This is a genomic window from Vibrio sp. MMG023 (assembly GCF_021654215.1).
Taxonomy (GTDB): Bacteria; Pseudomonadota; Gammaproteobacteria; order Enterobacterales; family Vibrionaceae; genus Vibrio; species Vibrio jasicida.
Genome location: NZ_JAKFZP010000002.1, coordinates 435,939 through 457,084, shown reverse-complemented (window position 1 = coordinate 457,084; position 21,146 = coordinate 435,939). Strand labels below are relative to the sequence as shown.

The following is a 21,146-nucleotide window of genomic DNA, read 5'->3' as shown; positions in this document are numbered from 1 at the left end:
TGTAGCGGTTGTTTTGCTCACATATAGTTGAAAGAATAGCTTTGAAACGAAAGCAAAAGCTGAGTTTTACGACTAAAACTAAAAACTATGTGAGGATTAACATGAAAGAATTGATCACTTCAGAGCACGCTCCTGCCGCAATTGGCCCATATTCACACGGAACCACTTACGGGGATTTGATTTTTACGTCTGGCCAACTCCCAGTTGATAGCGCGACAGGTAAAGTAGTAGAGGGAGGGATTACTGCTCAAAGTCATCAATCTCTAACGAACTTAAAACATGTGCTTGAAGCGGGTAACGGCAGTTTAGATACGGTTCTAAAAACGACGTGTTACTTGGCAAACATCAGCGACTTTGCGGAATTCAACAAAGTGTATGCAGAGTTTTTCCAAAAAGATTGCCCAGCACGAAGCTGCTTTGCGGTGAAAGATCTTCCGCTAGGTGTTTTGATTGAAGTTGAAGCGATTGCTAGTAAAAAGTAATACGGAGAAGAAGCATGAATCAGCAATGGAACCAATATATCCAAATCATTAAGCAAGTTGTGAAACCTGCCCTCGGATGTACCGAACCCATTGCTGCTGCATATGCGGCAGCAGTTGCAAAGCGTGAGCTTGGATGCCAAACCCCGGACATGATTGAAGTACGTGTCTCAGATAACTTGTTTAAAAACTCCATGGGGGTTTACGTTCCCGGCACTGGGAAAATTGGCCTTAAGATCGCGGCGTCAGTTGGGGCATTAGCGGGAGACCCAAACGCAGAACTGGAAGTGCTCGCTAAAATTAATCAAGACGATGTGACTGCTGCCCAGCAACTTATTGATGAAGAGCGAGTCAGTGTTGCTCGCACTGATACACAAGAATTTATCTTTTGCAGTGTCACCATGAGCGTTGGAGAAGACACCGTCTCGGTGACTATCAGCGGTGGACACACTAATATTATCCAGATCACTCGCAATGGAGCGGTGACGTTCGATGCCCCTTTGCAGCAGCGAGTCGCGACAGGATCAGTATGTGAAGGGGTGGATATCTCTATTAAGCAGATTTACGACTTTGCCCTTCAAGCGCCATTTGATGACATCAAATTCATTCTGCAAGCGGCGGAACTCAACTCTTCCTTAGCGCAAGAGGGTATCGACCGAGGTTACGGCTTAGAAATTGGCCGAACATTAAAAGGCAATATCGAACAGGGGTTGCTTGGTAATGATCTGATGAGCAGAATCCAAATGATGACCTCTGCAGCATCCGATGCTCGAATGGGCGGTGCGACGCTGCCAGCGATGAGTAACTTTGGCAGCGGTAACCAAGGTATTGCCGCGACGATTCCGGTTGTTATCGCAGCAGAAGCGTTTCAAAGTAACGAAGAACAACTCGCTCGCGCACTAATCATGAGTCATTTAGGCGCGATCTACATTAAGTCATACTACCCACCTTTATCTGCATTCTGTGGTAACACCGTCACTAGTGCTGCCGCATCCATGGCACTAGTGTATCTAGCAGGCGGCTCGTTTGAGCAATCTTGCTCTGCAATTCAAAACGTCATTAGTGACAGTTCAGGCATGGTGTGTGATGGCGCGAAGTCATCTTGTGCAATGAAAGTTTGCACCTCATCAACGACGGCAGTTCGCTCATATTTGATGGCGATGGGTAACCACAGTGTGAAGAATCAAGGTATAGTAGGCGATGAAGTCGAACAAACTATAAGAAACGTAGGCTCTATGGTTAGACTTGGTATGCCGTATACGGACAAATCTATTATCGATATCATGTCGGCCTAGCCTCAAAGTTTTTGCTAAGGGAAGTAAATTGCAGCTTAAGAAACTCACCAAAAGTGATTTAGATATTTTGAATTCGATGAAGAACGTCGTCGATGGCATTGCGCGCATGTATGGCAAGCATACCGAGGTCGTTCTTCACAGTCTTGATGCAGAAGCTCCGGAAATCATCAAAATTGCCAATGGCCATGTTACTGAGCGTGGAGAAGGTGCACCGATTACCAACTTAGCAAGAATGAAGCTGCTTGAAGGTAACGACGTTTCAGATTCGTATGTGACGAAAACCGTAAGCGGTAAAACCTTGCATTCCATCACGACCATTGTCCGTAACCCAAAGAACAAACCTATTGGGTTATTGTGTATCAACGTCGACATGGATGTACCGATGCAGGATTTTTTGAGATCGATTATGCCAACTCAACAAAATGACTGCTGTGCGGGCGCTCGTTCACCAGAAACCTTCGCTCGTAACATCGATGAAACCATTATTAGTACCATTGAGACCGTACAAGCAGAAGTGTGGTCGAACGAAGCGATTTCCCCTTCAAAACGCAACCGCGAACTGGTCACGCGTTTACAAGGTTTGGGGATTTTTAAATACAAAGATGCGGTATTGATGGTGGCAAATCATCTCGGTATTTCACGCGATACTATTTACCTTTACTTGAGAGAATTGGGTAGTAACGACTAGGTCAGTTGTTCAAGTTCGGTGATATTATTTATCGCTTCTTGATTCGTTTTGCCGCACACAACTGGGCAAGGTTTGAAGTCGTGGCAAACTTTTGGGCGTTCAGGCATTCCGAAAAGCTTACATAAGTTGTCGTCATTTAATTGAATGCAGCGCTCTCCAGCAGGTTTGCCTTTTGGCATGCCCGGAATCGGAGAAGAGATACTTGGTGAGATACAACACGCCCCACAACCTAATCGACAATCCATCTAAAAGCCCTCGTAAAAATGAAGGGGGCATTATGGCCATTTCTCGTCAGATTGGAAGAGGCGTGCGTGAATTCACGCCAACAAAGTTAGCCCTTTCTACTCGTCATTAAGTCCTTTTTACTCATCATTAAGTAAAGCAGCGACTTCAAAATTCTGATCGCGTTTAGCCTGTTGGATATAACGGTTGCACTCTTGCATGCTTAAACCCCAGGTTCCAGCCTCGGTGCGAGAGGACATTTCTGTTAGGAACGTTGCTTGACCTTCTTGAACATTAGACGCTAGATCCTTGCCGTATTGTTGACAAAGTTCTGCATCGGTACTTGCCGCAGCTCCGAACGAAACAAGAGAGATAATGGTGATCATTGCGAGCTTCATAATATTGATTCCTTTATTCACACTATGAGCTAAAACCATAGGATAGGAATCACTATTAGTAAAAATATCAGTGTTGAGTGTCCTTATTGATGAAACAGAACAAACGTTGATAATAGTTCGTATTACGAGGCGTAATTCGGCAAAACTTGAACTTTTGTTGTCAGAGGGGTATAAAACGCACCCAATTCATTCCCATTCGAGAAATAAGTAGTAAGCGTATGAGCACTCCATTTTGGCAAAGTAAATCGTTAGAGAACATGACAGAAGAAGAATGGGAATCTCTCTGTGATGGGTGTGGCAAATGTTGTCTGCACAAGCTAATGGATGAAGATACGGACGAAATCTACTATACCAACGTGGCGTGTAGTTGGCTGAACAGCAAAACTTGTTCGTGCAAAGACTACCCGAACCGTTTCACTTCAGGCGAAGAGTGCACCAAGTTGACGCGTGAAGATATTGATGACTTTACGTGGCTGCCACACACTTGTGCATACCGCTTGTTGGCAGAAAGCCAGCCACTGCCAGAATGGCACCCATTAATCACTGGCTCTAAGTCTGCAATGCACGCAGTTGGGGAAAGTGTACGAAATAAAGTGGTGTATGAAATCGATGTGGTGGACTGGGAAGACCACATTTTAAATCACCCAAATCGCCCATAGCCGAATGTAAAACAAGCCTTTCATTGAAAGGCTTGTTTATTTTGGGGTGAGGCAAAAGTACCTAACCTTTTAAGAAACGGTTATAGACAAACAATATAACGAAAGCACCTAAAGTCGCAGTGACGATACTGCCGATGTTTACACCGTCTGCACCGCCTAGGCCAACAAAGCTGCCTAAAAAACCGCCAACGAAAGCACCAACGATACCTAGCACCATAGTGGCAATCCAGCCACCGCCATCGTTACCAGGCATCAGCCACTTAGCCAATGCTCCTGCAATCAAACCTAGAATAATCCAAGATAGAAAGCCCATAATTTCTCCTTACTCATTATTGTGTTAGGTACGTGTCGTTACGCATTCATGGTTACGTTTCAATCATAGACCATTCATCCAAAAGCGTAGATTTAACTAACTGATGACCATCGCGATGTAACCTAATATCAGGACTAAAACTGAAGTTAATGCGTATGGCACGGGGTAGCCAATCGCTGGCATGTCACTGTGGCTTGCATCTTGGGCTCCTTTCATTGCGGGGGTACTGTTTCTCCCTCCGGCACAGGCTCCCGCTAAAATAGCAGGGTTCATTTTGCGGAAGTACAATCCGTATAACCAAGCTAGCAGAGGTGGTACGAGTGCTGCAGTCACACCCAGTAAAGCTATCTTGATGACAATGATGCCTTGGAATGACGCTAAGATTTTCGGCCCCACGGTTGCCGCTAATACCGCGACAAATAGGTTTAGGCCGATGTCTTGTAGAAAGCTTCTTGCCCCTTCACTCATGGGGCCGCCAAAGCTAGGGTTACGAGTTCGTAGGAATGAGAAAACGATCCCGGTTAACATGCAACCCGCCGATGTGCCAAGGGCAAAAGGGATACCTGCAACGGTGACACTCAAATGTCCAAAAACATAGCCAATAAGAAGGGAGAGGGCGAGGTAGAAGGTTTCAGTGACCGTACTCTCTACAATCGGAACGCTATTGAGTTTGGATGCGGTTTGTTCTACGCACCATTGGGAGCCTGCAATACGCACAACATCGCCCACTTCGACCTTAGTTTGTGGCAATAAAGGTTGCTGGTGGCCTTGTCGAAATATCGCTTTGAAATAAACACCAAAGCCGACTTCGGCATGCAATTGTGCGACAGTTTTCCCTGCATGCTCAGATTTACCAACGTGAATATCAGCCACTTCAATGTCGACATTTCTTGCGCGTGGCTCATCGACTTCATTTCCGATATCGGCTTCACCTTCCGCAATCAAGACGCGATATTCTCCGCGAATGCCAATAACATCATTTAACTCAAGCATTGGATTATCAGAAGCATCAATGACTTGCTCACCTCGAACCACTTTAAGCACGGCCGCATCAGGGAACTTCTGATACAACTCTTGCACTGAACGGCCAACTAACTCTTGGTGTGTGACTTTATAGGCACGAACATCAATCGGTAGGACGCCCACGTCTGAAAACCCAAAGGTGCTTGGGAGTTTCTCGTTGTCATCGCCAGTTGAGAATTCCGCTTCTGCCTCTTTACCTGCTTTGACGGGGTCAATACCAAAGAGCGAAGGGAGGTACTTAATGAACAAGATGATGAGGACGGTCGAAAGGACATAACTTATCGCGTAGCCCGCCGCAATATTGGCACTGACGTGATCAATGCTCATCCCTTCAGGTGGCGTAAATGCGCCTGAACTAATTGCTGACTGCGCTACGCCCATTACGGCGGTCACTGTGTAACTGCCAGAAATGATGCCAGCGGCGTAGCCGGGCTCCAGACCCATTAGCTTGGCGCCGATGACAACAATCGCAAAATTGCTGAACACGACAATCAAACCAATGACGACGAAGTCGATCCCTCCTCTAGCAAGACCGGAGAAAAATTGTGGCCCAACTTTCATCCCAATCGCGTACATGAACATCATTAAGAAGATATCTGAGACCAGACCCGGCTCTTCAATTTTTAGCCCATAAACCGAAAAGGAGGTAAGAGCTAAAGCAACACCAACAACTAAAGTGCCAGCTGTTGTTCCTAGGCTCACTCCTTTGAATGTAAGTCGACCAAGCGGGTATCCAATAGCGAGAGATAGAAAGAGAAAAACGAACGGATTTTCTGACAAGTAACTAAATAGAAAGGACATAGTGTCACCTGTGAATTTGTTGATATAAGAGCAAGGAACCATGAGAGTTCCTTGCTTTAAGTGGAAGGGGACAATTAGCCGTGGTTAAAGTTACTCGACTCATCAGCGTCGCTACCGTTGACGACAGGATGCTTGTCGAAGAAGTCCACGCAGTGTTGTAAATCGGAAATCAAAAGATCCGCCATGTCTCGGCTAAATCCATGTCGAACCAAAATACGCATGATCACTAGATCTTCGCGTTCGGCAGGCATAGCGTAAGCCGCAATTTGCCAGCCACGAGATCGAATGCGATCAGAAAGATCGTAAAGATTGAAGCCTGGGTTTGCGCCATCTTTTATTGACCAACTCAGTGCAGGGATACCACCATGTCCATCATAGATGATGTGGAACATACCCATTTTTTCGACTTCTTTGGCAAGGTAACGAGCTGTGTCATAACAAGCATCGTGGATCTTACGATAGCCCTCTTTGCCAAGACGCAAGAAGTTATAATATTGAGCAACGATTTGACCACCAGGGCGAGAGAAATTGAGTGCAAAGGTGGGCATGTTGCCACCGAGGTAGTTGACGTTAAAGATCAAGTCTTCATGTAGAGCATCGGCATCTCGCCAAACAACCCAACCAACGCCGAGTGGGGAAAGGCCAAACTTATGTCCAGAGGCATTGATGGACTTTACTCTTGGTAAACGGAAGTCCCACACTAAATCTGGATCGCAGAATGGGGCAAGAAAGGCACCACTCGCACCATCAACGTGAATCGGAATATCTAGCCCGGTATCTTCTTGTAGCTTATCTAACGCTTCGTGCACCGCTTGTACTGGCTCGTATTGGCAAGTAAAGGTCACGCCTAACGTTGGGACAACACCAATCGTATTTTCGTCACAACGTTTGATTACTTCCTCTGGGGTCATGATAAGACGGTCGCCTTGCATTGGGATTTCGCGAAGTTCAATGTCCCAGTAGCGCGCAAACTTATGCCAACAAACTTGAACTGGGCCACAGATAAGATTCGGGCGATCAGTTGGTTTGCCTTGCTTCTTCATTTTTTCGCGCCAAGCCCATTTTAGCGCCATGCCGCCTAGCATTGCCGCTTCACTTGAGCCTGTTGTTGAACATCCCATAGGGTTTTCAGCATCCGGTGCATGCCAAAGGTCGGCAAGCATATGCACACATCGAGATTCGATTTCCGCCGTTTGAGGGTATTCATCTTTGTCGATCATGTTTTTGTCGATGCACTCGTCCATCAATTTATGGACTTCGTCTTCGACCCATGTTTGACAGAATGTCGCAAGGTTCTGACGCGAATTGCCATCAAGCATGAGCTCATCATGGACAACTTGGTAAGCATGATCGGGAGCATGCTCATGCTCTGGAATACGGTACTTGGGCATAACAATGGAAAGATCTTTAGACGAATACACATCGTCTAGGATTGAGCCACGAACGGTTGATTTTTTATGAAGAGGCATGGTGAATCCCTTATCTTATTGAATTAAATCCACTTATTGCTATTTTTTGTAGGGTTAATAGCAATGACGGCAGCAAAATAAACATAGCAGGGTTTTCTATAATGTCAGGAAAAATAAGCATTTTGTTGCTTATTTCACGTTGTTTTATTTTATTTTGTGCTCGATTAGGCAAATATCAGAGACGTACACCATGTGGCACATGAATTAAGTTGTCATAAGAGGAGAATTGTGAATTTAGTACGCACTTTTTATTAGTGCTCGTTTTCTATTTCGTGGTGTAAACTTACAGCATCTACTTTCAAGGATTTATATCCTGGCGCTTGACCATCCCGTTCAAGTTCGTCTCTTACGAGGTAAAAATGACGTTACTATCCCCCCTAACAGTGCGTTTTACACCATTCAAGGTGTTGTTTATGGCGTTTGTTTTGACGATGAGTTCCTTCATTGTTAATGCAACAGAAAGCACAGAAAAGGTCGTAGAAGTGCCAGAGGTTTCTGCCGCTGAAAAAGCGATCGATAATATCAATCAAGATATCATCGATTTGTCCGAAACCTTAAAAATAGCAAGTGGCGATGAGCGCGATGCGCTTCAGTTGCAACTGTTCCAGAAAAATGAAGAACTGAGAAGCCGCCTTGCGACAGCGATCAGCAATAAATCGATCGCTCATGATAAATTGATTGAATTAGTTCAAACTCAAGAAAAATATTCAGAAGGCGCGATCGCTTATCTGGATGAAAAAATCAAAGTTTTGAATGAAGAAATCAACAAAGCAAAAGACGCCGATAAACTCTCTCTTTTGAATGAGTACCGTGAATTACAGCAGTACCTAGACGTCAGCTACCAGTCAAGTTGGCAAAACTTGAGCTGGTTAAGTACGTTAGGTGTTCAAGATGAAGATGCAGATATCGCGTTTAAAGACAATGTTGATAAGCGTATGCGTTTGCTTTCTGCATCCATTGAGTATCTGAACCAGCAAAGCGGGATCATTGGATCTCAAGTTTCCTCTAGTCCGGAATCAGAGAAAGCATCGCTGCAATTAAGTCAGTTAATTTTGAAGCAGAGATTGAACATTGCAACGGACAGTCTGCGCACTCTGATCGCGATTGGCGATAAGGTTGGTTTAGAAACCTCTGAATATAAACGTCAGATTTTTGAAGTAACAGGCAGCATTACTCACGACTTGCTGAACACCAAAGTAATTCTGTCTATCTTGAGTCATTGGTCGAACTCAATGGTGGATTGGTTTGCTGAGAACGCACCACAGCACATCTTCCAGTTATTTGTGTTTGCTCTGATCCTGCTGATTGCCCGCGCACTGGCGAAGCTAACGCGTAAAGTGGTTAGCAAGACGGTGGCATCGAAGAACTTGAAGCTGTCACACTTGATGCAAGACTTCTTTATCTCGATGTCAGGCAAAGCCGTGTGGATCATCGGTATCATGGTTGGTCTATCTCAAATCGGCCTTAACCTTGCTCCAATCCTGACCGGTTTCGGTATTGCTGGTGTGATCATCGGTTTCGCATTACAAGATACGCTATCAAACTTCGCTGCGGGTATGATGCTACTGATCTACCGTCCGTTCGATGTTGGTGACTTTGTTTACGCAGGTGGTGTAGACGGTAAGGTAAGCCACATGAGCTTGGTGAACACAACAATCCGTACTTTCGATAACCAAATCATCATCGTGCCAAACAGCAAGATTTGGGGTGACGTGATTAAGAACGTGACACATGAGCGCATTCGCCGTGTCGATATGGTTTTTGGTATCGGTTACTCAGATGACGTACTAAAAGCAGAAGAAGTATTGGCAGATATCGTGACGTCTCACCCTTCAGTACTTCGTTCTCCAGAGCCAATGATCAAGCTTCATACACTGAACACTTCTTCAGTTGACTTCATTGTTCGTCCTTGGGTTAAAACGGATGACTACTGGGATGTTTACTGGGATGTAACCCGAGAAGTGAAACTGCGCTTCGACCGTGAAGGCATTTCGATTCCATTCCCACAACAAGATGTGCATTTGCACATGGTGGAAAAGAAAGAAGCATAAATTTCTTTTACTTGAATCCAAAATCAACAAAAAGGCGCTCAATTAGAGCGCCTTTTTTATCGGTTTAGCAGTAAAGATTACAGCTCATCCAAGAACGTGATTTTTGGCTCACTGGCAAGTAAACCATCAATCTCACTCAATAGAGTCTGGAAATGCGTTGTTTTGCAGTGTTCGTCAAACGCGGCTTGGTCTGCAAACTGCTCTTGGAATAAGAGTTGGCTTGGGTCATTTTTGTCTTGGAACAAGTGATAACGCACGCAGCCCGTCTCATTTCGAGTCGGCTCTAGCATCGCTTCTAATGCTTGTTTTAGTTGAGATACGCAGTCAGGTTTTGCGTGAAATGCAGCAGTTAAATGAATCATAGTTGTGTTTGCTTCTTTGTTTTTATTAAAGGGGATAGTGGCAGTTTCTGTTAGGACAGAACTTACTATCAGAGATAGCGACCTTGACGCTGCAAGAACTCAATTTTGTAGCCGTCTGGGTCGGTAATGAAGAAAAATGTCGCTAAGTGTTTTTCCTGATGGTCAAAGACTTTGATGTCGCTCGCTTCGATATCTAGCGAGTTCAAGCGTCGATAAGTCGCCGCAATGTCTTCTACGCTTACCGCAAGGTGCCCGTAAGCCGTACCATGTGTGTATGGCTCACTTTGGTCGTGATTGTGAGTGAGTTCTAACTCGAATCCCGTTTCAGGGTTTGCTAAGTAGGTGAGAGAAAAGCCGTCGAATACGTATTGGTCTTTGATTTCTAGCTCAAGTGCGTCGCGATAAAACTTAAGAGAACGCTCCAGATCGCTTACGCGAATCATGGTATGAATCATTTTTGTCATGAGTACTCCTTAATACTGCGCCTAGACTAGTCAGTTTTAGCGCGAGTTTGGTAGTACTCAGGTACGACAATAACGTGAGTGGTTAGTTTTGCTCACTTAGTGCTTGATCTAGCGTCGCTTGTGGTTGTCGAGCGTAGGTAAGGCAGGCGCAGCGAAGCAGAGAGGCGAAGTTATTGACCTCCCCGTTGTGTTCTAACGCTTCTTGGTAAACGGTCGTGATGAACTTAGGTACGGTCATGTCTTGGGCAGAGGCAATTTCTTCTAGAATCAACCAAAAACTCGATTCCAACTTTACGCTGGTGGCATGGCCATCAATGCGGATGGAGCGGGTAACAAACTGATAGTTTTCTTGTGGTTGTTTAGCAAATATTTCGCACATAAGGTTATTCGTTTTTATAAAAGAGCCGCAATTATTGAAGGGAGGGAGTAAGCCGTCAACCGTTTCTATCACAAAAAAACGCTCCCAGAAGAGAGCGTTTGAGTATCACCACGAAAGTGGCATGAGTGTGCTTATGCGTTGACGAGTTAGTTAATTTGCTTGATGAGGTATTGACCTAGCTCAGAGTGATGCATGATCTTGGAGATAGGTAAAATCGTGCCAGCAGGCCCCCAAGCAAATACGTTTACAGGGGTGTGCGTATGTGTGCCAGTTCCCCAGACTGTATTCTGTTTCGTCCCTTGTTCGCGAGCGAGTAGGTTACCTCTATCGTTGTAAGGAAAAAACGCATCAAAATCGTTAATTGCTGGGACGTTTTCTTCACTTAAATATTTGTGGCTTGCTAAGCGATAAGGGTTTGGTTTACTTGCTAAGACGCGCTCTGCCTGTTCTGGTGTGATAGAAAAGTCACTATTTTCGTTTACGATTTCGGCCAATTTAGCTGGTGTTTGTTTTGTTTTATCAAGCTTTTGAAACTCGCTGATCATGCCGTAGTAGCTTTGTTTTTGATTATAAAGTCCATCAAGAATATCGAACTTGCCGAAGTTGAAGTTGGGAGCATAATCGCGGTTCGTAAAAGCCTCACCATTGCGCTTTTGTGGTTTGGGTAAATCAGCGGAAGAATAACTGAAGCCAAATGAACCGGTTTCATGATCGGCAGTGACTATCACCAACGTGTCTTCACGGCCTTTTGCCCATTCGTATACAGAGTTCACTGCTTCATCAAACTTAATCAGTTCGTGCAACATGGTTCCGGCGTCATTGCTGTGACCTGCCCAGTCGATTTGACCTCCTTCGACCATTAAGAAGAAGCCATCTTTATCCTTAGATAGGATATCGAGCGCTTTTACGGTCATTTCTTCTAGTGACGGTTGAGTCCGTTTCGGATCATTTTTGTTTTTGCTGTAAGCGATGCCATCATCCATGCCTGAATAGGCAAATAACCCCAGTAGCTTATCGCCGTTGGAGGTCTCAAGCATATTGCGGTTAAACGCCAAACTGTAACCTTGCTGCTGCGCTTCCGTCAGAAGGTTTCGCTCGTCTTTGCGTTTCGATTTTAGGTAAACGTCACCCTGGGTCAGCTTCTCAAGTTGTTTGTATGTGTCGCCTTTCTCGTTGGTTGATTTAGGAATCCAATGACGAAGGCCGCCAGAAAGCATCACATCCACGCCGGTCTCTAGCATATCAACTGCGATACTATTTTCGAGAGAGCGATGCGGTTGATGAGAAGCAAAAGCTGCTGGTGTAGCGTGTGTCATTCGTGTATCCGACACCAAGCCTGTTGCTTTGCCTTTCGCTTTGGCTTTTTCCAAAATGGTTTCCACGTGATTACCTTGGCTATCAATACCGATCACTTCTGATGCCGTCGGGGTGCCAGTAGCGAGCATTGTGGCCGAGCAAGCAGAATCGACGACAATCGCATCTTCAGGGTTGGTTAAGGATGAACCAATTACCCCTTCCTGTGCGAGCTTGTAAATGGCGGTCGTTTCGCCTTTGTAAATCGAGTTTGGTGCGTGATTCGCGTAAGTCTCTAACAAGCCTACTTGCTGAGGGCCCATGCCATCACCAATCATTAGGATAACGTTTTTGATTTCTGCTGATAGAGCATTGAAAGAGAGCGTGGACGCCGCTACTGCGGTCACAATTGGGGTCACTAAGTGCTTCATTGTATATTCCTTATTTATAAAAGCGTGCAAATTAAAACAAGGATTTATGACAAAATTGCTACCGTCACAAAAGGTTCATGTGTACTTCATTTCTTTTTACTAGGGCAGAAATAAGAAAGCCCACAGAAGTGGGCTTGAATTAGGTTTAGGAGTGGAAAGTCATGAGCTAAAGCTACACCGCGTAAGCAGGGCTTTGGGCCACGATTTGATTAAACTCGACTCTTGATTGCTGGGCCGCATCAGATAGCTCGAGTTTTCTCTCTTTTGCTTTCATGACATTATCCAATAGGGTCTGCAGCTCATCCTGCATCTCCTGAGGTAAGTGATGATCAGCAAAATCATTGTCGTCGCTATGCTCCAGAGCAAAAGCGCGAATTCGTTTACGTAGTTTCATGAGCTCGGCTAACGCTTCACGCTCTTCTTCTGCCGCATCTTGAGCTGCATCACGCGCACGTTCAAACTTCGCCATTGCCATGCCTTCTGTTGACCACGGATCAAATTCTGGTAGCTCTTCAATGTTGATGGTTGGTTCGATGTAATCTTCTTGATGACGAATATCCAGCGTGGTTGCACGTACCGCAGAAACCATCAGCATGATTGAGATACCCAACAAAGGTAAACCACCCACGATAGCCGCGGTCTGTAGTGTGCTTAACCCACCCATAAACATCAGAACCGTTGGAAGAAAGGATAAGGTGAATGCCCAGAACATTCGGTTCCAACGCATTGGTTCTTCCGTGACGTTGTTTTGTACAACAGACGCAAGAATGTAGGAAATCGAGTCAAAGGTCGTGGCAGTGAAAATAATGCAAAGCACAGTAAACACGGCGATGACTAACGTACTCATTGGCAGTGCATCTAACATCGAGAAGATCGCCGCGGTTGCGCCTTCTGCATTTAGGATAGCAACAACGTCTAGTTCTCCTGATAACTGTAGCGACAAGCCATAGTTACCTAGAATCATAAAGAATAAGAAACAGCCTAGAGAACCAAAGAAAATCGAGCCAGATACCATTTGTTTGATAGTGCGACCGCGAGAGATACGCGCCACAAACAGGCCCATGCTAGGTGCAAATACTAGCCACCATGCCCAATAGAAAATGGTCCAATCTTGTGGGAAGTGGGTGTTATCAAACGTACCGTAACCGCCGAACGGTTCCGCCCATGTTGCCATCACAAAGAAATTAGATAGCATTCGGCCAATCGAGTCTAAACCCGTTTCCAGCATGAAGATGGTAGGTCCAACCGCTAAGATGAACGCCAGTAAGCCCATCGCGCCCCAGAAGTTAATGTTGCTTAAAACTTTAATGCCTTTCTCCATACCTGCGTAAGAGGAGTAAGCAAAAATGGCCGTACAGATCAGCAGTACTAACACTTGGCTATATGTGTTTTTAGGCATACCGAAAAGATAATGCAGACCTTCGCCGATCAACGGAGCGGCTAAACCTAAGCTCGTTGCGGCACCGCCAAGCAGGCCGAAGATAAACAGTACATCAACGATTTTACCGGCGGCGCCTTTACTACGTTCTTCGCCAAGCACTGGCATCAATGCACTGGATACTTTCAAAACGGGTTGTTTACGTACGTAGAAAAAGTACGCAATTGGCAGAGCAGGGATAAGGTAGATAGACCATGCGATTGGACCCCAGTGGAAGAGGCCATAGGTCGCCGCCCAACGCACCGCTTCTTCACTGCCTGGTTCTAGTTGAAAAGGTGGTGATTGGTAGTAATACGCCCATTCGATGCAGCCCCAGTAAAGAATGCTGGCACCGATGCCGCCACAGAACAGCATCGCCGCCCATGACGCAGTAGTAAATTCTGGTTTCTCGTCAGGGTCACCGAGTTTGATTTGTCCCATGTCGCTGAAGACAACGTAAATCATGAAAATAAAGGCAGCAAGGCCGAGTGCAAGGTACAAGAACCCCAATTTATCCGTCATGAAGGTTTTTGCGATCGCAATCCATTCTGCACCCTCAGTCGGGAACATAATTAATGGAAAGACAATAGAAAGTAACAGCGCGATAGCGCCAAAGAAGGTTGGTTTGTCTATGAGAGAAAATGCATTTTTCACAGTTCATCGTCCGTTAATGAATAGTTATCCATTATGGACTTGGGTAAAAACAGTGTTCAAATGAGGATGGTTGTCGTAACGGAAAAAACTCTTTTTTAACCAATAATTTAAGGCGATATTTTAAACAAGAGCGAGAATAATACCACCAACGGTCAATGCCGCAGACAAATATTGACCAGCAGAGTATGAGCCATCATCCTCTTCTTCAATCGTATCTGGGTGATCCATCCCGAGTGCGCCATGAGCGAAAGATTCGACTTTGTCACCAACGGTCTTATTTTCGGCTTCCACCTTTTTGCTCTCGTGATCTATCTGTTGTAATGCGACGAGTAAGGCTTTCCCTTCAGAGGACAGCGTGACCGTATTTTGGTCGACCTTTAATGGTGCGGCATTGGCACTTTGTTCAGCCACTTTCGCTTGGTCTCGGTTATTTTGCTGTGCTGCATTACTATAAACCGATTGACGGTTGACTGAATTGCTTCCTACTGGATTCATCTGTTACCCCTTCGAACAACGACACTCCTTTATGAGTGCAGGTATACCCAAGTGACTTCAAGATGCAGGATTCAGAGCGTTGTCATTGATTCGAGGTCAAGGAAAACAACGCAGCGTAATAGCTGGCTCTTTCCAAGTTGTTTGACGCAGAAATTGGGTCAATGACACGCTCCCGAAGGGCGAGTTGACTTGGCTTGTATACTTTGTTGTCGATTCTTGATTTGGATCCACCAAACCTTTAAATCGCCGCCGCGTCTACAAACCAAGTCATTCTCGCTGAACCTAGCATCTCGAGGTTACTTGGGTATAAAAAGCAGTTATCCCTATATCGACGGCAAAGGCTATTTCTTGAATCAATCAAATACAAAAATAGGTCTGTTTTTGCCGCTTTCTATGTATATCTAGAATAGCTAGCAAAAAGCAGACCTATTTATCTTAAGTCGTGGTCGGATTTTTCCGATTACTTACATTGAAGATCGCTGTTGCGCTTAGCTAGATGCTTGTACGCGGCCATGCGGTTTGCGTTTTGTACATAACGCACAGGTGGCGCAAGGACTTCTAATTGGTAATCCGAACCGTCTGAAGTAATGTCCGCAGTAGGGGTAATGACGACAACGTTTAAATCTGGGTTGCGATTCAAGATAGAAGCCGCTGTCCCTAAACCGCCTTCAGTATGGAATTTGCCCGCGACGTGAACCACTTGAGTTCCTGGGTGTTGCTCTAGGTATTTGACGATGGATTCTGCCATGGTCTCATCCCATGTTACCTGAGCTGCGTATTGCTTTTCAGTCTGCTCTGGCTTGCCGTGGTGCATGGATGCCATGAACTTTTCTTTGTATGGGCTGTTTGCTGTGTTGACTTTGTCCGCGACAAAACTGCGCTCATCGCTGCCGAGCTTATCTAAGTAATCGATGCCTTGGCGACCAATGCAACGCACAATATTTTTCGGTGCATTTGCAGCAATCACTGGAATATCAGCTTGCTTGGCAAACTCAACCAGCGGGCGGTAATCACTCTCGTAGTTTGGCCAAGCATTACTTTGCTTCATAAAGTATTGCTCACCAATTTCGCCGTTTAGGTATGAATCTAAGATTGCTTGCTTGTCGCGTGTGACTTGCTCCATTGAAAGCGCAAGAGGGCGACTAGCAGAAGACAACTGCTTTAGCATGTCGGTTTGAAAACGGTGGATACCGGCGTGTGTGTGCCATTCACCAATCAAAATTACGTCGGCTTGTTGTAGGGCTGGGGTTAGCTGGTTGACTGAGATGGCTTCACCGGAAGGGGCATGAAGCTGGTAGTCGTAGAAACTGGTTACGTCGTCAGTTGCGGCGTTGGGAGCGGTCGGTGCATTTGAAGCACAGCCAGTAAGCAAGCCTGCAAAAATCAGACTTAGTGTAGAAAAGCGCATTAAAAAGCCTCCAAAAATGTCCGAATGATATTAATGGAGGCTGATAAATGAATCAATGGTAATGAGAATAATTAGCGTTACATTTTATGCTTCATTCTCAGATTGATTCGATTTCTTACGGTAAACGCGCAACATAAAGTCAGCCTCACATTGGAAAAGTGTAGATGACTTTAGCTCTTCGCGAAGTTCCTCGCTGGCTTTCCATGCGAATGGTGTCATTTGCAGTAGGTCGAATGCGACGCCGTCTCTTAAGTCCATGGTGTAGTTGAGCTCTTGTTGATGCTCAAGTTCGAACCCTTCAATGTTCTCTGGCTCTTCGTTGTGTAAGCGTATTTCTTGGTAGATACGTTCACGGAACTGGTACAAGTGACGGCCTGCCGGCGTGACTGTGATAACAACACCGTTGTCTTTAATCACACGTTGTAGCTCTTCTGCTTTACACGGAGCGTAGATACGCAAAATCGCGTCTAGAGATTGTTCTGCAAATGGCAAGCGATGGCTTGATGCCACGCTGAAATCGCAATTTGGGTAGCGCTTAGACGCGAAACGAATGGCGACTTTAGAAATATCTAGCCCATACACCTTTGCTTCTTCATTTTGTGAATGCAGAGACTGCTGAACTTGGTCTGTGTAGTAGCCTTCGCCGCAACCAATATCCAACAATTGATGGCTTGTGCCTTCGGTGTATTTGGCACATAGGTTTGCCACTTCTTGGCGCATCGGATCGTAATGATTGCCTTCTAAAAAGCGACGACGTGCTTGCATCATCTCTTTGTTGTCACCTGGATCTTTTGAGCGTTTGTGGTGCGCTGGCATCAAGTTGACGTAGCCTTCTTTTGCTAAATCGAACTGATGGTTGTTTTCACACTTAAACGTCTTTGCTGTTAGCTCAAGAGGTTGGTGACATAGAGGGCATTGATAGTTCATGACGATCTCTGGACAGGAAGTAGGGCGGCAAATTCTATCAAAAAGGGATGCTGCAAGCGAAACAAAAAAGAGCCGAATTATCGGCTCTTTTATCGGTTTTATTGAAGGGTTAGTGGAAGAAATCCACTTGCTGTTTTAAGTTTTGTGCTTGGTGCTGTAGCTCGGTTGCGCTTTGCGATGTTTTAGCGCTGGTATCACGGCTTTCGCGGTTCAATTCGCTAATAGAGTGCGCGTTTGCGGCAATCTCTTGAGAAACTTGAGCTTGTTCTTCTGAGGTTGCAGCAATAGCATCGGCTTGAGAAGCAATGGACTGAACTTGTTCTGCAATAGCTTCCAGCGCGGTGCCTGCTTCTTGTGCTTTATCCAATACCTTATTCGCGTTTTGCTGGCTTTCCGTCATCATGCTTACGGCATTGCTGGTGGAGCCTTTAAGCTTCTCGATGATCTCTACGACATCTTTCACGGAGGTCTGAGTACGATGAGCAAGCGTTCGCACTTCGTCTGCCACTACAGCAAAGCCACGGCCTTGTTCACCGGCACGTGCAGCCTCAATTGCTGCGTTAAGCGCAAGTAGGTTGGTTTGCTCTGCGATCTCATCAATCATTTTCGTCACGGTTTGGATGCTTTCGCTGTCACGGTTCACTTGCTCGATAGCTGCCGCAGATTGGTCGATTTGGTCGTTTAGCTGAGCCACATCAATACAAACGCCTTCAACGACTTCGAGACCTGATTGGCTATCAGTGTTTGCAGAGCGCACATTTTCGGCAATTTGCTCAACTTGCTGAGCGACAGATTGAGCAGACGAAGCCATCTCTTCAATTGCAGTCACCACTTGCTCTACCTGTTCTTGTTGAAGATCCGATTGCATGAGGTTGCGGTTTGCATCATCCACAACGCTGGTCGAGTTACTTTCAACTTGGTCGCTAGTCGAGCGAATTTGACCAACCAACTCGTTCAGTTGTCCCGCCATATTGGCAACGCCGTTGTTCAAGTTAACGATTTCGTTTTTCGATGCTTTACCTGAAGCCGGAATATCAATACTCACTTCACCTTTTGCTAAACGGTTCATGTAGCCATTCAAAACGGTGAGTGGATTTAGCGTTCGGTTAAGAACAAGCGTAAGCACCACAAAAGTTGCCGCTGCCACAATTAGAGAAATCGTCGCAATCAGTTGAAGTAAAGCTTGGCTGCCTTTGGTGACTTCATTGATGAAAGTGCCACCTAAGAGTTTCCAATTCCAACCTGGTACTTGAGTGTAAACGAGGTACTTTTCTCCCACGGTGCCTTGGTATTCAAATGGGTAGCGTATTAAGCCACTTTCCTGTTCAAAAAGTTGGTAGAAAGGCTTGTTACCGTTGTAGTCAGACACTTCTTGAATCGGTGGATCGCTCTCTTCGTGTTTTGGGTGAAGAAGGTAGTGACCTTGGTTGTCTTTTTCGTTATCCAGAATAATGGTGTAACCAGTGTCACCCCATTTTACGCTTTGTAGCGAGCTGAATAGATCTTGGGTCGCGCGCTCAACAGGTAAACCAATGAATGAGATACCGTTGACCTTACCATTCGCGTCTTTTAAAGGTGCGTAGTAGGTGATGTAGCGCTCACCATAAAGTTTGATTTGCGCATAGTAAGGTTGGCCGTTTTTAAGCTTTTGGTAACCCGGGTGGTTAAGCCCCAATGTAGTGCCAAGTGCTCTTTTACCTTGAGGATCTTTTAGTGAAGTAGCGACGCGAATGAAGTCGTTGCCCATTGGAGCAAACAGGGTCGCAACAGCGCCAGTGTCACGAGTGAAGCTATCAACTAACTTAGTGTCACCAATCAAGCTTTCGCTGTATTGGGTGATGTTTGGTACTTGGTGACCTTGAAAGTCGACGTTGTAACTCTCGACGTAGACGCCCGCTAAATAACCATTACGGAAGGTTGATTCCAAAACTTCTGCCGTGTGCAGATAAGCATTGAACTGGCCTGCAATGGTTTTTGCCATCGATTCCACTTTAGATTGATGTTCTTTCAGCGTGTTTTCTAAAAGTACGTTTGAAGCGTTTTGATAAACAAGCGCAGCAATGCTTGAAAATGCAATAAGCAGACACAGTGTGATGACCAGCTTGAGCTGAAAACCGACACTTTGATTCCGATATTTGTCTAGCATGTAGTGTCTTTCCTGATTATTGATAGATGTTATAAATGTTGTATCGGCATGCTAGCGATTTATATGACGAGTTTTTTTGATATTTATTAAGTTAATTGTCAAAAAATAAGAGCAACCAATAGCTTAGATAACAAATGACCGCTGGCTGGGTGATTTTATTGCAGAAATGGAATGACCAAATAAGGTTGAGTAAGTTGAGCCACCAATGAATTTGATACTAGTGGGCGAAAATTTCATCTGTTTGGTTGAAGCAATAGTAAGGAGCAGCGACTAAAAGAAAGCTCATACCTTCGGCTTTGGTCACGTTTATCCTTGTTTTTTATAGGTATTGTTGGGGCTTTCCAAGCGTTTAATAGAAGCTGATATGACAAAGAAAATCATCCTAGACACAGATCCTGGCATCGATGATGCGATGGCCATTCTTTTTGCTGAAGCCCATCCTGATATCGACCTTATGGCTATCACAACCGTTTATGGTAATGCGACGATAGACAACGCGACGCAAAACGCCCTTTACCTAAAACAGAAGTTTGGTATGAAAGCCTTGGTTGCGAAAGGTGCGGATAAGCCTTTAATAAAAGCGCCAGTTGGAGCAACGGTTGTCGTGCACGGTGAAGCTGGTTTTGGTGATGTAAAAGCGCCGAGCGCACTGGATGTAAGTGCCATTGATACGCCTGCCTATCAGTTCATCATCGACAGCGTTAGAGCAGAACCGGGAGAAATCACCTTGGTGGCCGTGGGCCCTTTAACTAACCTTGCACTCGCTTTGGAAGCAGATCCAGAAATCGTTAACTTGGTTAAGGAAGTGGTTGTAATGGGCGGTGCTTTTGGTGAAAACAATCATCGAGGCAATGTTACGCCATTTGCGGAAGCAAACATTCATGACGACCCTCATGCCGCAGATAAGGTATTCACGGCTTCGTGGCCAGTCGTCATCATCGGTTTGGATGTTACGGAAGAGAGCTTCTTTACGGGGCAATACCTAGACCAGCTGCGTGAGGATGCGGGAGAAGTAGGGCAGTTTATTTGGGATGTGAGCCGCTACTATTTGAAGTTTTACTCCGAGAAGGTTGGAATGGATGGTTGCCATGTCCATGATCCTTCTGCAATTGCGTATGTCATTGATCCTAAGCTGTTTACTTTGCGCAGTGGTGCCGTCCGAGTGGTGACTGATGGGCCTGCCGAAGGGATGACGATTCAGAAAACGGATCAACGCAAATACATGCACGATGAGTGGAGTGCTTTCTCCGCGCAAAAAGTTGGGGTCGGCGTGAAAAGCGATACACTGCTTTCACTTTATCGAGAATCGATTATTCGTTATTCAAGGCGATAACGGAGTGGGGTTATCTGTAATAGTCGATGACTTGCACAGATATTCTCTCGTTGTCTGATTTTACGGGAAGAGTAAAAGCATTCGACGCCGGATATTGATTTTGATTGTCGTAGGTCAGCCCCTCAATCTTCTTGAACGGTTTATTTTCGGCATAGAACATCTCAATGCTTATTGCCGTTTTCTGGTTCGCGGAAACTTGGAAGCGGCAGATTCCGGTGGGGCAATAGACTTGATATCGTGTTGGAGACAATTGCTTGTATTCGGCGACGTTCTTTTCGGCTTGTAACGAGACCTCAGTGTTGGCACAGCCAAACAATAAGCCCGTAAGAAGCGATATTGAATAAATGCGGTATTTCATCGTTACACCATTATCTCGACTCGTTTTGGTTGGACTTAGTATGGCATGAGTGATTCTTGTGTTGTGCTTTGGAAATGTAAA

Annotated in this window: 21 protein-coding genes; 6 read left to right on the top strand and 15 right to left on the bottom strand. The window is 45.4% G+C overall.

Annotation, left to right across the window (positions count from 1 at the left end):
* Nucleotides 1–101 precede the first annotated feature (101 nt).
* From L1076_RS07230 to L1076_RS07220, 3 genes are read left to right on the top strand one after another with little or no spacing between them, the layout of a single operon-like run.
* Nucleotides 102–482 (top strand): RidA family protein, encoded by a 381-nt coding sequence (locus L1076_RS07230; protein WP_038881906.1) that lies wholly within the window; start codon nt 102–104, stop codon nt 480–482.
* A 14-nt stretch (nt 483–496) separates the two neighbouring features.
* Nucleotides 497–1,774, top strand: a complete 1,278-nt coding sequence (locus L1076_RS07225) for an L-serine ammonia-lyase, iron-sulfur-dependent, subunit alpha (protein ID WP_237303452.1) — start codon at nt 497–499, stop codon at nt 1,772–1,774.
* Nucleotides 1,775–1,802: 28 nt separating this feature from the next.
* On the top strand, nt 1,803–2,462 hold the full coding sequence (locus tag L1076_RS07220) for a PAS domain-containing protein (RefSeq protein ID WP_038871302.1): 660 nt from the start codon (nt 1,803–1,805) through the stop codon (nt 2,460–2,462).
* On the opposite strand, the gene L1076_RS07215 is transcribed toward L1076_RS07220, so the two are convergent.
* Nucleotides 2,459–2,707: a YkgJ family cysteine cluster protein gene (locus tag L1076_RS07215; RefSeq protein WP_038871300.1), complete on the bottom strand. Its 249-nt coding sequence runs from the start codon at nt 2,705–2,707 to the stop codon at nt 2,459–2,461. The genes L1076_RS07220 and L1076_RS07215 overlap by 4 nt on opposite strands.
* Before the next feature lie 117 nt (nt 2,708–2,824).
* A complete protein-coding gene (locus tag L1076_RS07210) occupies nt 2,825–3,082 on the bottom strand; it encodes a hypothetical protein (RefSeq protein ID WP_038881903.1) in 258 nt (85 codons plus the stop codon).
* A gap of 218 nt (nt 3,083–3,300) precedes the next feature.
* Here L1076_RS07210 and L1076_RS07205 point away from each other — a divergent pair, with 218 nt between their 5' ends.
* The gene (locus L1076_RS07205; protein ID WP_237303451.1) at nt 3,301–3,741 is read left to right on the top strand and encodes a YcgN family cysteine cluster protein; all 441 of its coding nucleotides are present in this window, start codon (nt 3,301–3,303) and stop codon (nt 3,739–3,741) included.
* 61 nt (nt 3,742–3,802) lie between these two features.
* Here L1076_RS07205 and L1076_RS07200 read toward each other — a convergent pair whose 3' ends face one another.
* From L1076_RS07200 to L1076_RS07190, 3 genes are all read right to left on the bottom strand, one after another.
* Nucleotides 3,803–4,054 carry a GlsB/YeaQ/YmgE family stress response membrane protein gene (locus L1076_RS07200; RefSeq protein WP_005439775.1) on the bottom strand — a complete coding sequence of 84 codons (252 nt, stop codon included), beginning with the start codon at nt 4,052–4,054 and terminating at the stop codon, nt 3,803–3,805.
* Between the two features lie 96 nt (nt 4,055–4,150).
* On the bottom strand, nt 4,151–5,878 hold the full coding sequence (locus L1076_RS07195; RefSeq protein WP_038871386.1) for a hypothetical protein: 1,728 nt from the start codon (nt 5,876–5,878) through the stop codon (nt 4,151–4,153).
* A 74-nt stretch (nt 5,879–5,952) separates the two neighbouring features.
* On the bottom strand, nt 5,953–7,347 hold the full coding sequence (locus tag L1076_RS07190; protein WP_038881900.1) for a glutamate decarboxylase: 1,395 nt from the start codon (nt 7,345–7,347) through the stop codon (nt 5,953–5,955).
* A gap of 359 nt (nt 7,348–7,706) precedes the next feature.
* Here L1076_RS07190 and L1076_RS07185 point away from each other — a divergent pair, with 359 nt between their 5' ends.
* Nucleotides 7,707–9,398, top strand: a complete 1,692-nt coding sequence (locus L1076_RS07185) for a mechanosensitive ion channel domain-containing protein (RefSeq protein ID WP_038881899.1) — start codon at nt 7,707–7,709, stop codon at nt 9,396–9,398.
* A gap of 77 nt (nt 9,399–9,475) precedes the next feature.
* On the opposite strand, the gene L1076_RS07180 is transcribed toward L1076_RS07185, so the two are convergent.
* The 9 genes from L1076_RS07180 to L1076_RS07140 form a co-directional block, all read right to left on the bottom strand.
* Nucleotides 9,476–9,760 carry a putative quinol monooxygenase gene (locus L1076_RS07180; RefSeq protein WP_237303450.1) on the bottom strand — a complete coding sequence of 95 codons (285 nt, stop codon included), beginning with the start codon at nt 9,758–9,760 and terminating at the stop codon, nt 9,476–9,478.
* Nucleotides 9,761–9,828: 68 nt separating this feature from the next.
* A complete protein-coding gene (locus tag L1076_RS07175) occupies nt 9,829–10,224 on the bottom strand; it encodes a VOC family protein (RefSeq protein WP_038871282.1) in 396 nt (131 codons plus the stop codon).
* Between the two features lie 82 nt (nt 10,225–10,306).
* A complete protein-coding gene (locus L1076_RS07170; RefSeq protein WP_038871280.1) occupies nt 10,307–10,603 on the bottom strand; it encodes a ribbon-helix-helix domain-containing protein in 297 nt (98 codons plus the stop codon).
* 146 nt (nt 10,604–10,749) lie between these two features.
* Entirely contained in the window at nt 10,750–12,327 is a 1,578-nt protein-coding gene (locus tag L1076_RS07165) for an alkaline phosphatase (RefSeq protein WP_042605998.1), read from the bottom strand.
* 172 nt (nt 12,328–12,499) lie between these two features.
* Nucleotides 12,500–14,398 (bottom strand): BCCT family transporter, encoded by a 1,899-nt coding sequence (locus L1076_RS07160; protein ID WP_038871275.1) that lies wholly within the window; start codon nt 14,396–14,398, stop codon nt 12,500–12,502.
* 120 nt (nt 14,399–14,518) lie between these two features.
* A complete protein-coding gene (locus L1076_RS07155; RefSeq protein ID WP_038881897.1) occupies nt 14,519–14,893 on the bottom strand; it encodes a hypothetical protein in 375 nt (124 codons plus the stop codon).
* 460 nt (nt 14,894–15,353) lie between these two features.
* Nucleotides 15,354–16,301, bottom strand: coding sequence for a ChaN family lipoprotein (locus L1076_RS07150; protein ID WP_237303449.1), 948 nt, complete (start codon nt 16,299–16,301; stop codon nt 15,354–15,356).
* 84 nt (nt 16,302–16,385) lie between these two features.
* Nucleotides 16,386–17,228: a 23S rRNA (guanine(745)-N(1))-methyltransferase gene (rlmA, locus tag L1076_RS07145; RefSeq protein WP_237303448.1), complete on the bottom strand. Its 843-nt coding sequence runs from the start codon at nt 17,226–17,228 to the stop codon at nt 16,386–16,388.
* Nucleotides 17,229–17,337: 109 nt separating this feature from the next.
* Nucleotides 17,338–19,374 (bottom strand): Cache 3/Cache 2 fusion domain-containing protein, encoded by a 2,037-nt coding sequence (locus L1076_RS07140; RefSeq protein WP_237303447.1) that lies wholly within the window; start codon nt 19,372–19,374, stop codon nt 17,338–17,340.
* A gap of 364 nt (nt 19,375–19,738) precedes the next feature.
* Here L1076_RS07140 and L1076_RS07135 point away from each other — a divergent pair, with 364 nt between their 5' ends.
* On the top strand, nt 19,739–20,707 hold the full coding sequence (locus tag L1076_RS07135; RefSeq protein WP_237303446.1) for a nucleoside hydrolase: 969 nt from the start codon (nt 19,739–19,741) through the stop codon (nt 20,705–20,707).
* A gap of 10 nt (nt 20,708–20,717) precedes the next feature.
* On the opposite strand, the gene L1076_RS07130 is transcribed toward L1076_RS07135, so the two are convergent.
* A complete protein-coding gene (locus L1076_RS07130) occupies nt 20,718–21,065 on the bottom strand; it encodes a spore gernimation protein (RefSeq protein ID WP_104026981.1) in 348 nt (115 codons plus the stop codon).
* Between the last annotated feature and the right edge of the window lie 81 nt (nt 21,066–21,146).

Excerpts from the sequence above, each read along its gene's own strand:
- L1076_RS07180 (WP_237303450.1), bottom strand. The coding sequence starts at position 9,760 with ATGATTCATTTAACTGCTGCATTTCACGCAAAACCTGACTGCGTATCT.
- L1076_RS07225 (WP_237303452.1), top strand. The coding sequence starts at position 497 with ATGAATCAGCAATGGAACCAATATATCCAAATCATTAAGCAAGTTGTG.
- L1076_RS07135 (WP_237303446.1), top strand. The coding sequence starts at position 19,739 with ATGACAAAGAAAATCATCCTAGACACAGATCCTGGCATCGATGATGCG.
- L1076_RS07150 (WP_237303449.1), bottom strand. The coding sequence starts at position 16,301 with ATGCGCTTTTCTACACTAAGTCTGATTTTTGCAGGCTTGCTTACTGGC.
- L1076_RS07190 (WP_038881900.1), bottom strand. The coding sequence starts at position 7,347 with ATGCCTCTTCATAAAAAATCAACCGTTCGTGGCTCAATCCTAGACGAT.
- L1076_RS07170 (WP_038871280.1), bottom strand. The coding sequence starts at position 10,603 with ATGTGCGAAATATTTGCTAAACAACCACAAGAAAACTATCAGTTTGTT.
- L1076_RS07195 (WP_038871386.1), bottom strand. The coding sequence starts at position 5,878 with ATGTCCTTTCTATTTAGTTACTTGTCAGAAAATCCGTTCGTTTTTCTC.
- rlmA (WP_237303448.1), bottom strand. The coding sequence starts at position 17,228 with ATGAACTATCAATGCCCTCTATGTCACCAACCTCTTGAGCTAACAGCA.
- L1076_RS07215 (WP_038871300.1), bottom strand. The coding sequence starts at position 2,707 with ATGGATTGTCGATTAGGTTGTGGGGCGTGTTGTATCTCACCAAGTATC.
- L1076_RS07130 (WP_104026981.1), bottom strand. The coding sequence starts at position 21,065 with ATGAAATACCGCATTTATTCAATATCGCTTCTTACGGGCTTATTGTTT.
- L1076_RS07155 (WP_038881897.1), bottom strand. The coding sequence starts at position 14,893 with ATGAATCCAGTAGGAAGCAATTCAGTCAACCGTCAATCGGTTTATAGT.
- L1076_RS07140 (WP_237303447.1), bottom strand. The coding sequence starts at position 19,374 with ATGCTAGACAAATATCGGAATCAAAGTGTCGGTTTTCAGCTCAAGCTG.
- L1076_RS07175 (WP_038871282.1), bottom strand. The coding sequence starts at position 10,224 with ATGACAAAAATGATTCATACCATGATTCGCGTAAGCGATCTGGAGCGT.
- L1076_RS07230 (WP_038881906.1), top strand. The coding sequence starts at position 102 with ATGAAAGAATTGATCACTTCAGAGCACGCTCCTGCCGCAATTGGCCCA.
- L1076_RS07210 (WP_038881903.1), bottom strand. The coding sequence starts at position 3,082 with ATGAAGCTCGCAATGATCACCATTATCTCTCTTGTTTCGTTCGGAGCT.
- L1076_RS07165 (WP_042605998.1), bottom strand. The coding sequence starts at position 12,327 with ATGAAGCACTTAGTGACCCCAATTGTGACCGCAGTAGCGGCGTCCACG.
- L1076_RS07185 (WP_038881899.1), top strand. The coding sequence starts at position 7,707 with ATGACGTTACTATCCCCCCTAACAGTGCGTTTTACACCATTCAAGGTG.
- L1076_RS07205 (WP_237303451.1), top strand. The coding sequence starts at position 3,301 with ATGAGCACTCCATTTTGGCAAAGTAAATCGTTAGAGAACATGACAGAA.
- L1076_RS07200 (WP_005439775.1), bottom strand. The coding sequence starts at position 4,054 with ATGGGCTTTCTATCTTGGATTATTCTAGGTTTGATTGCAGGAGCATTG.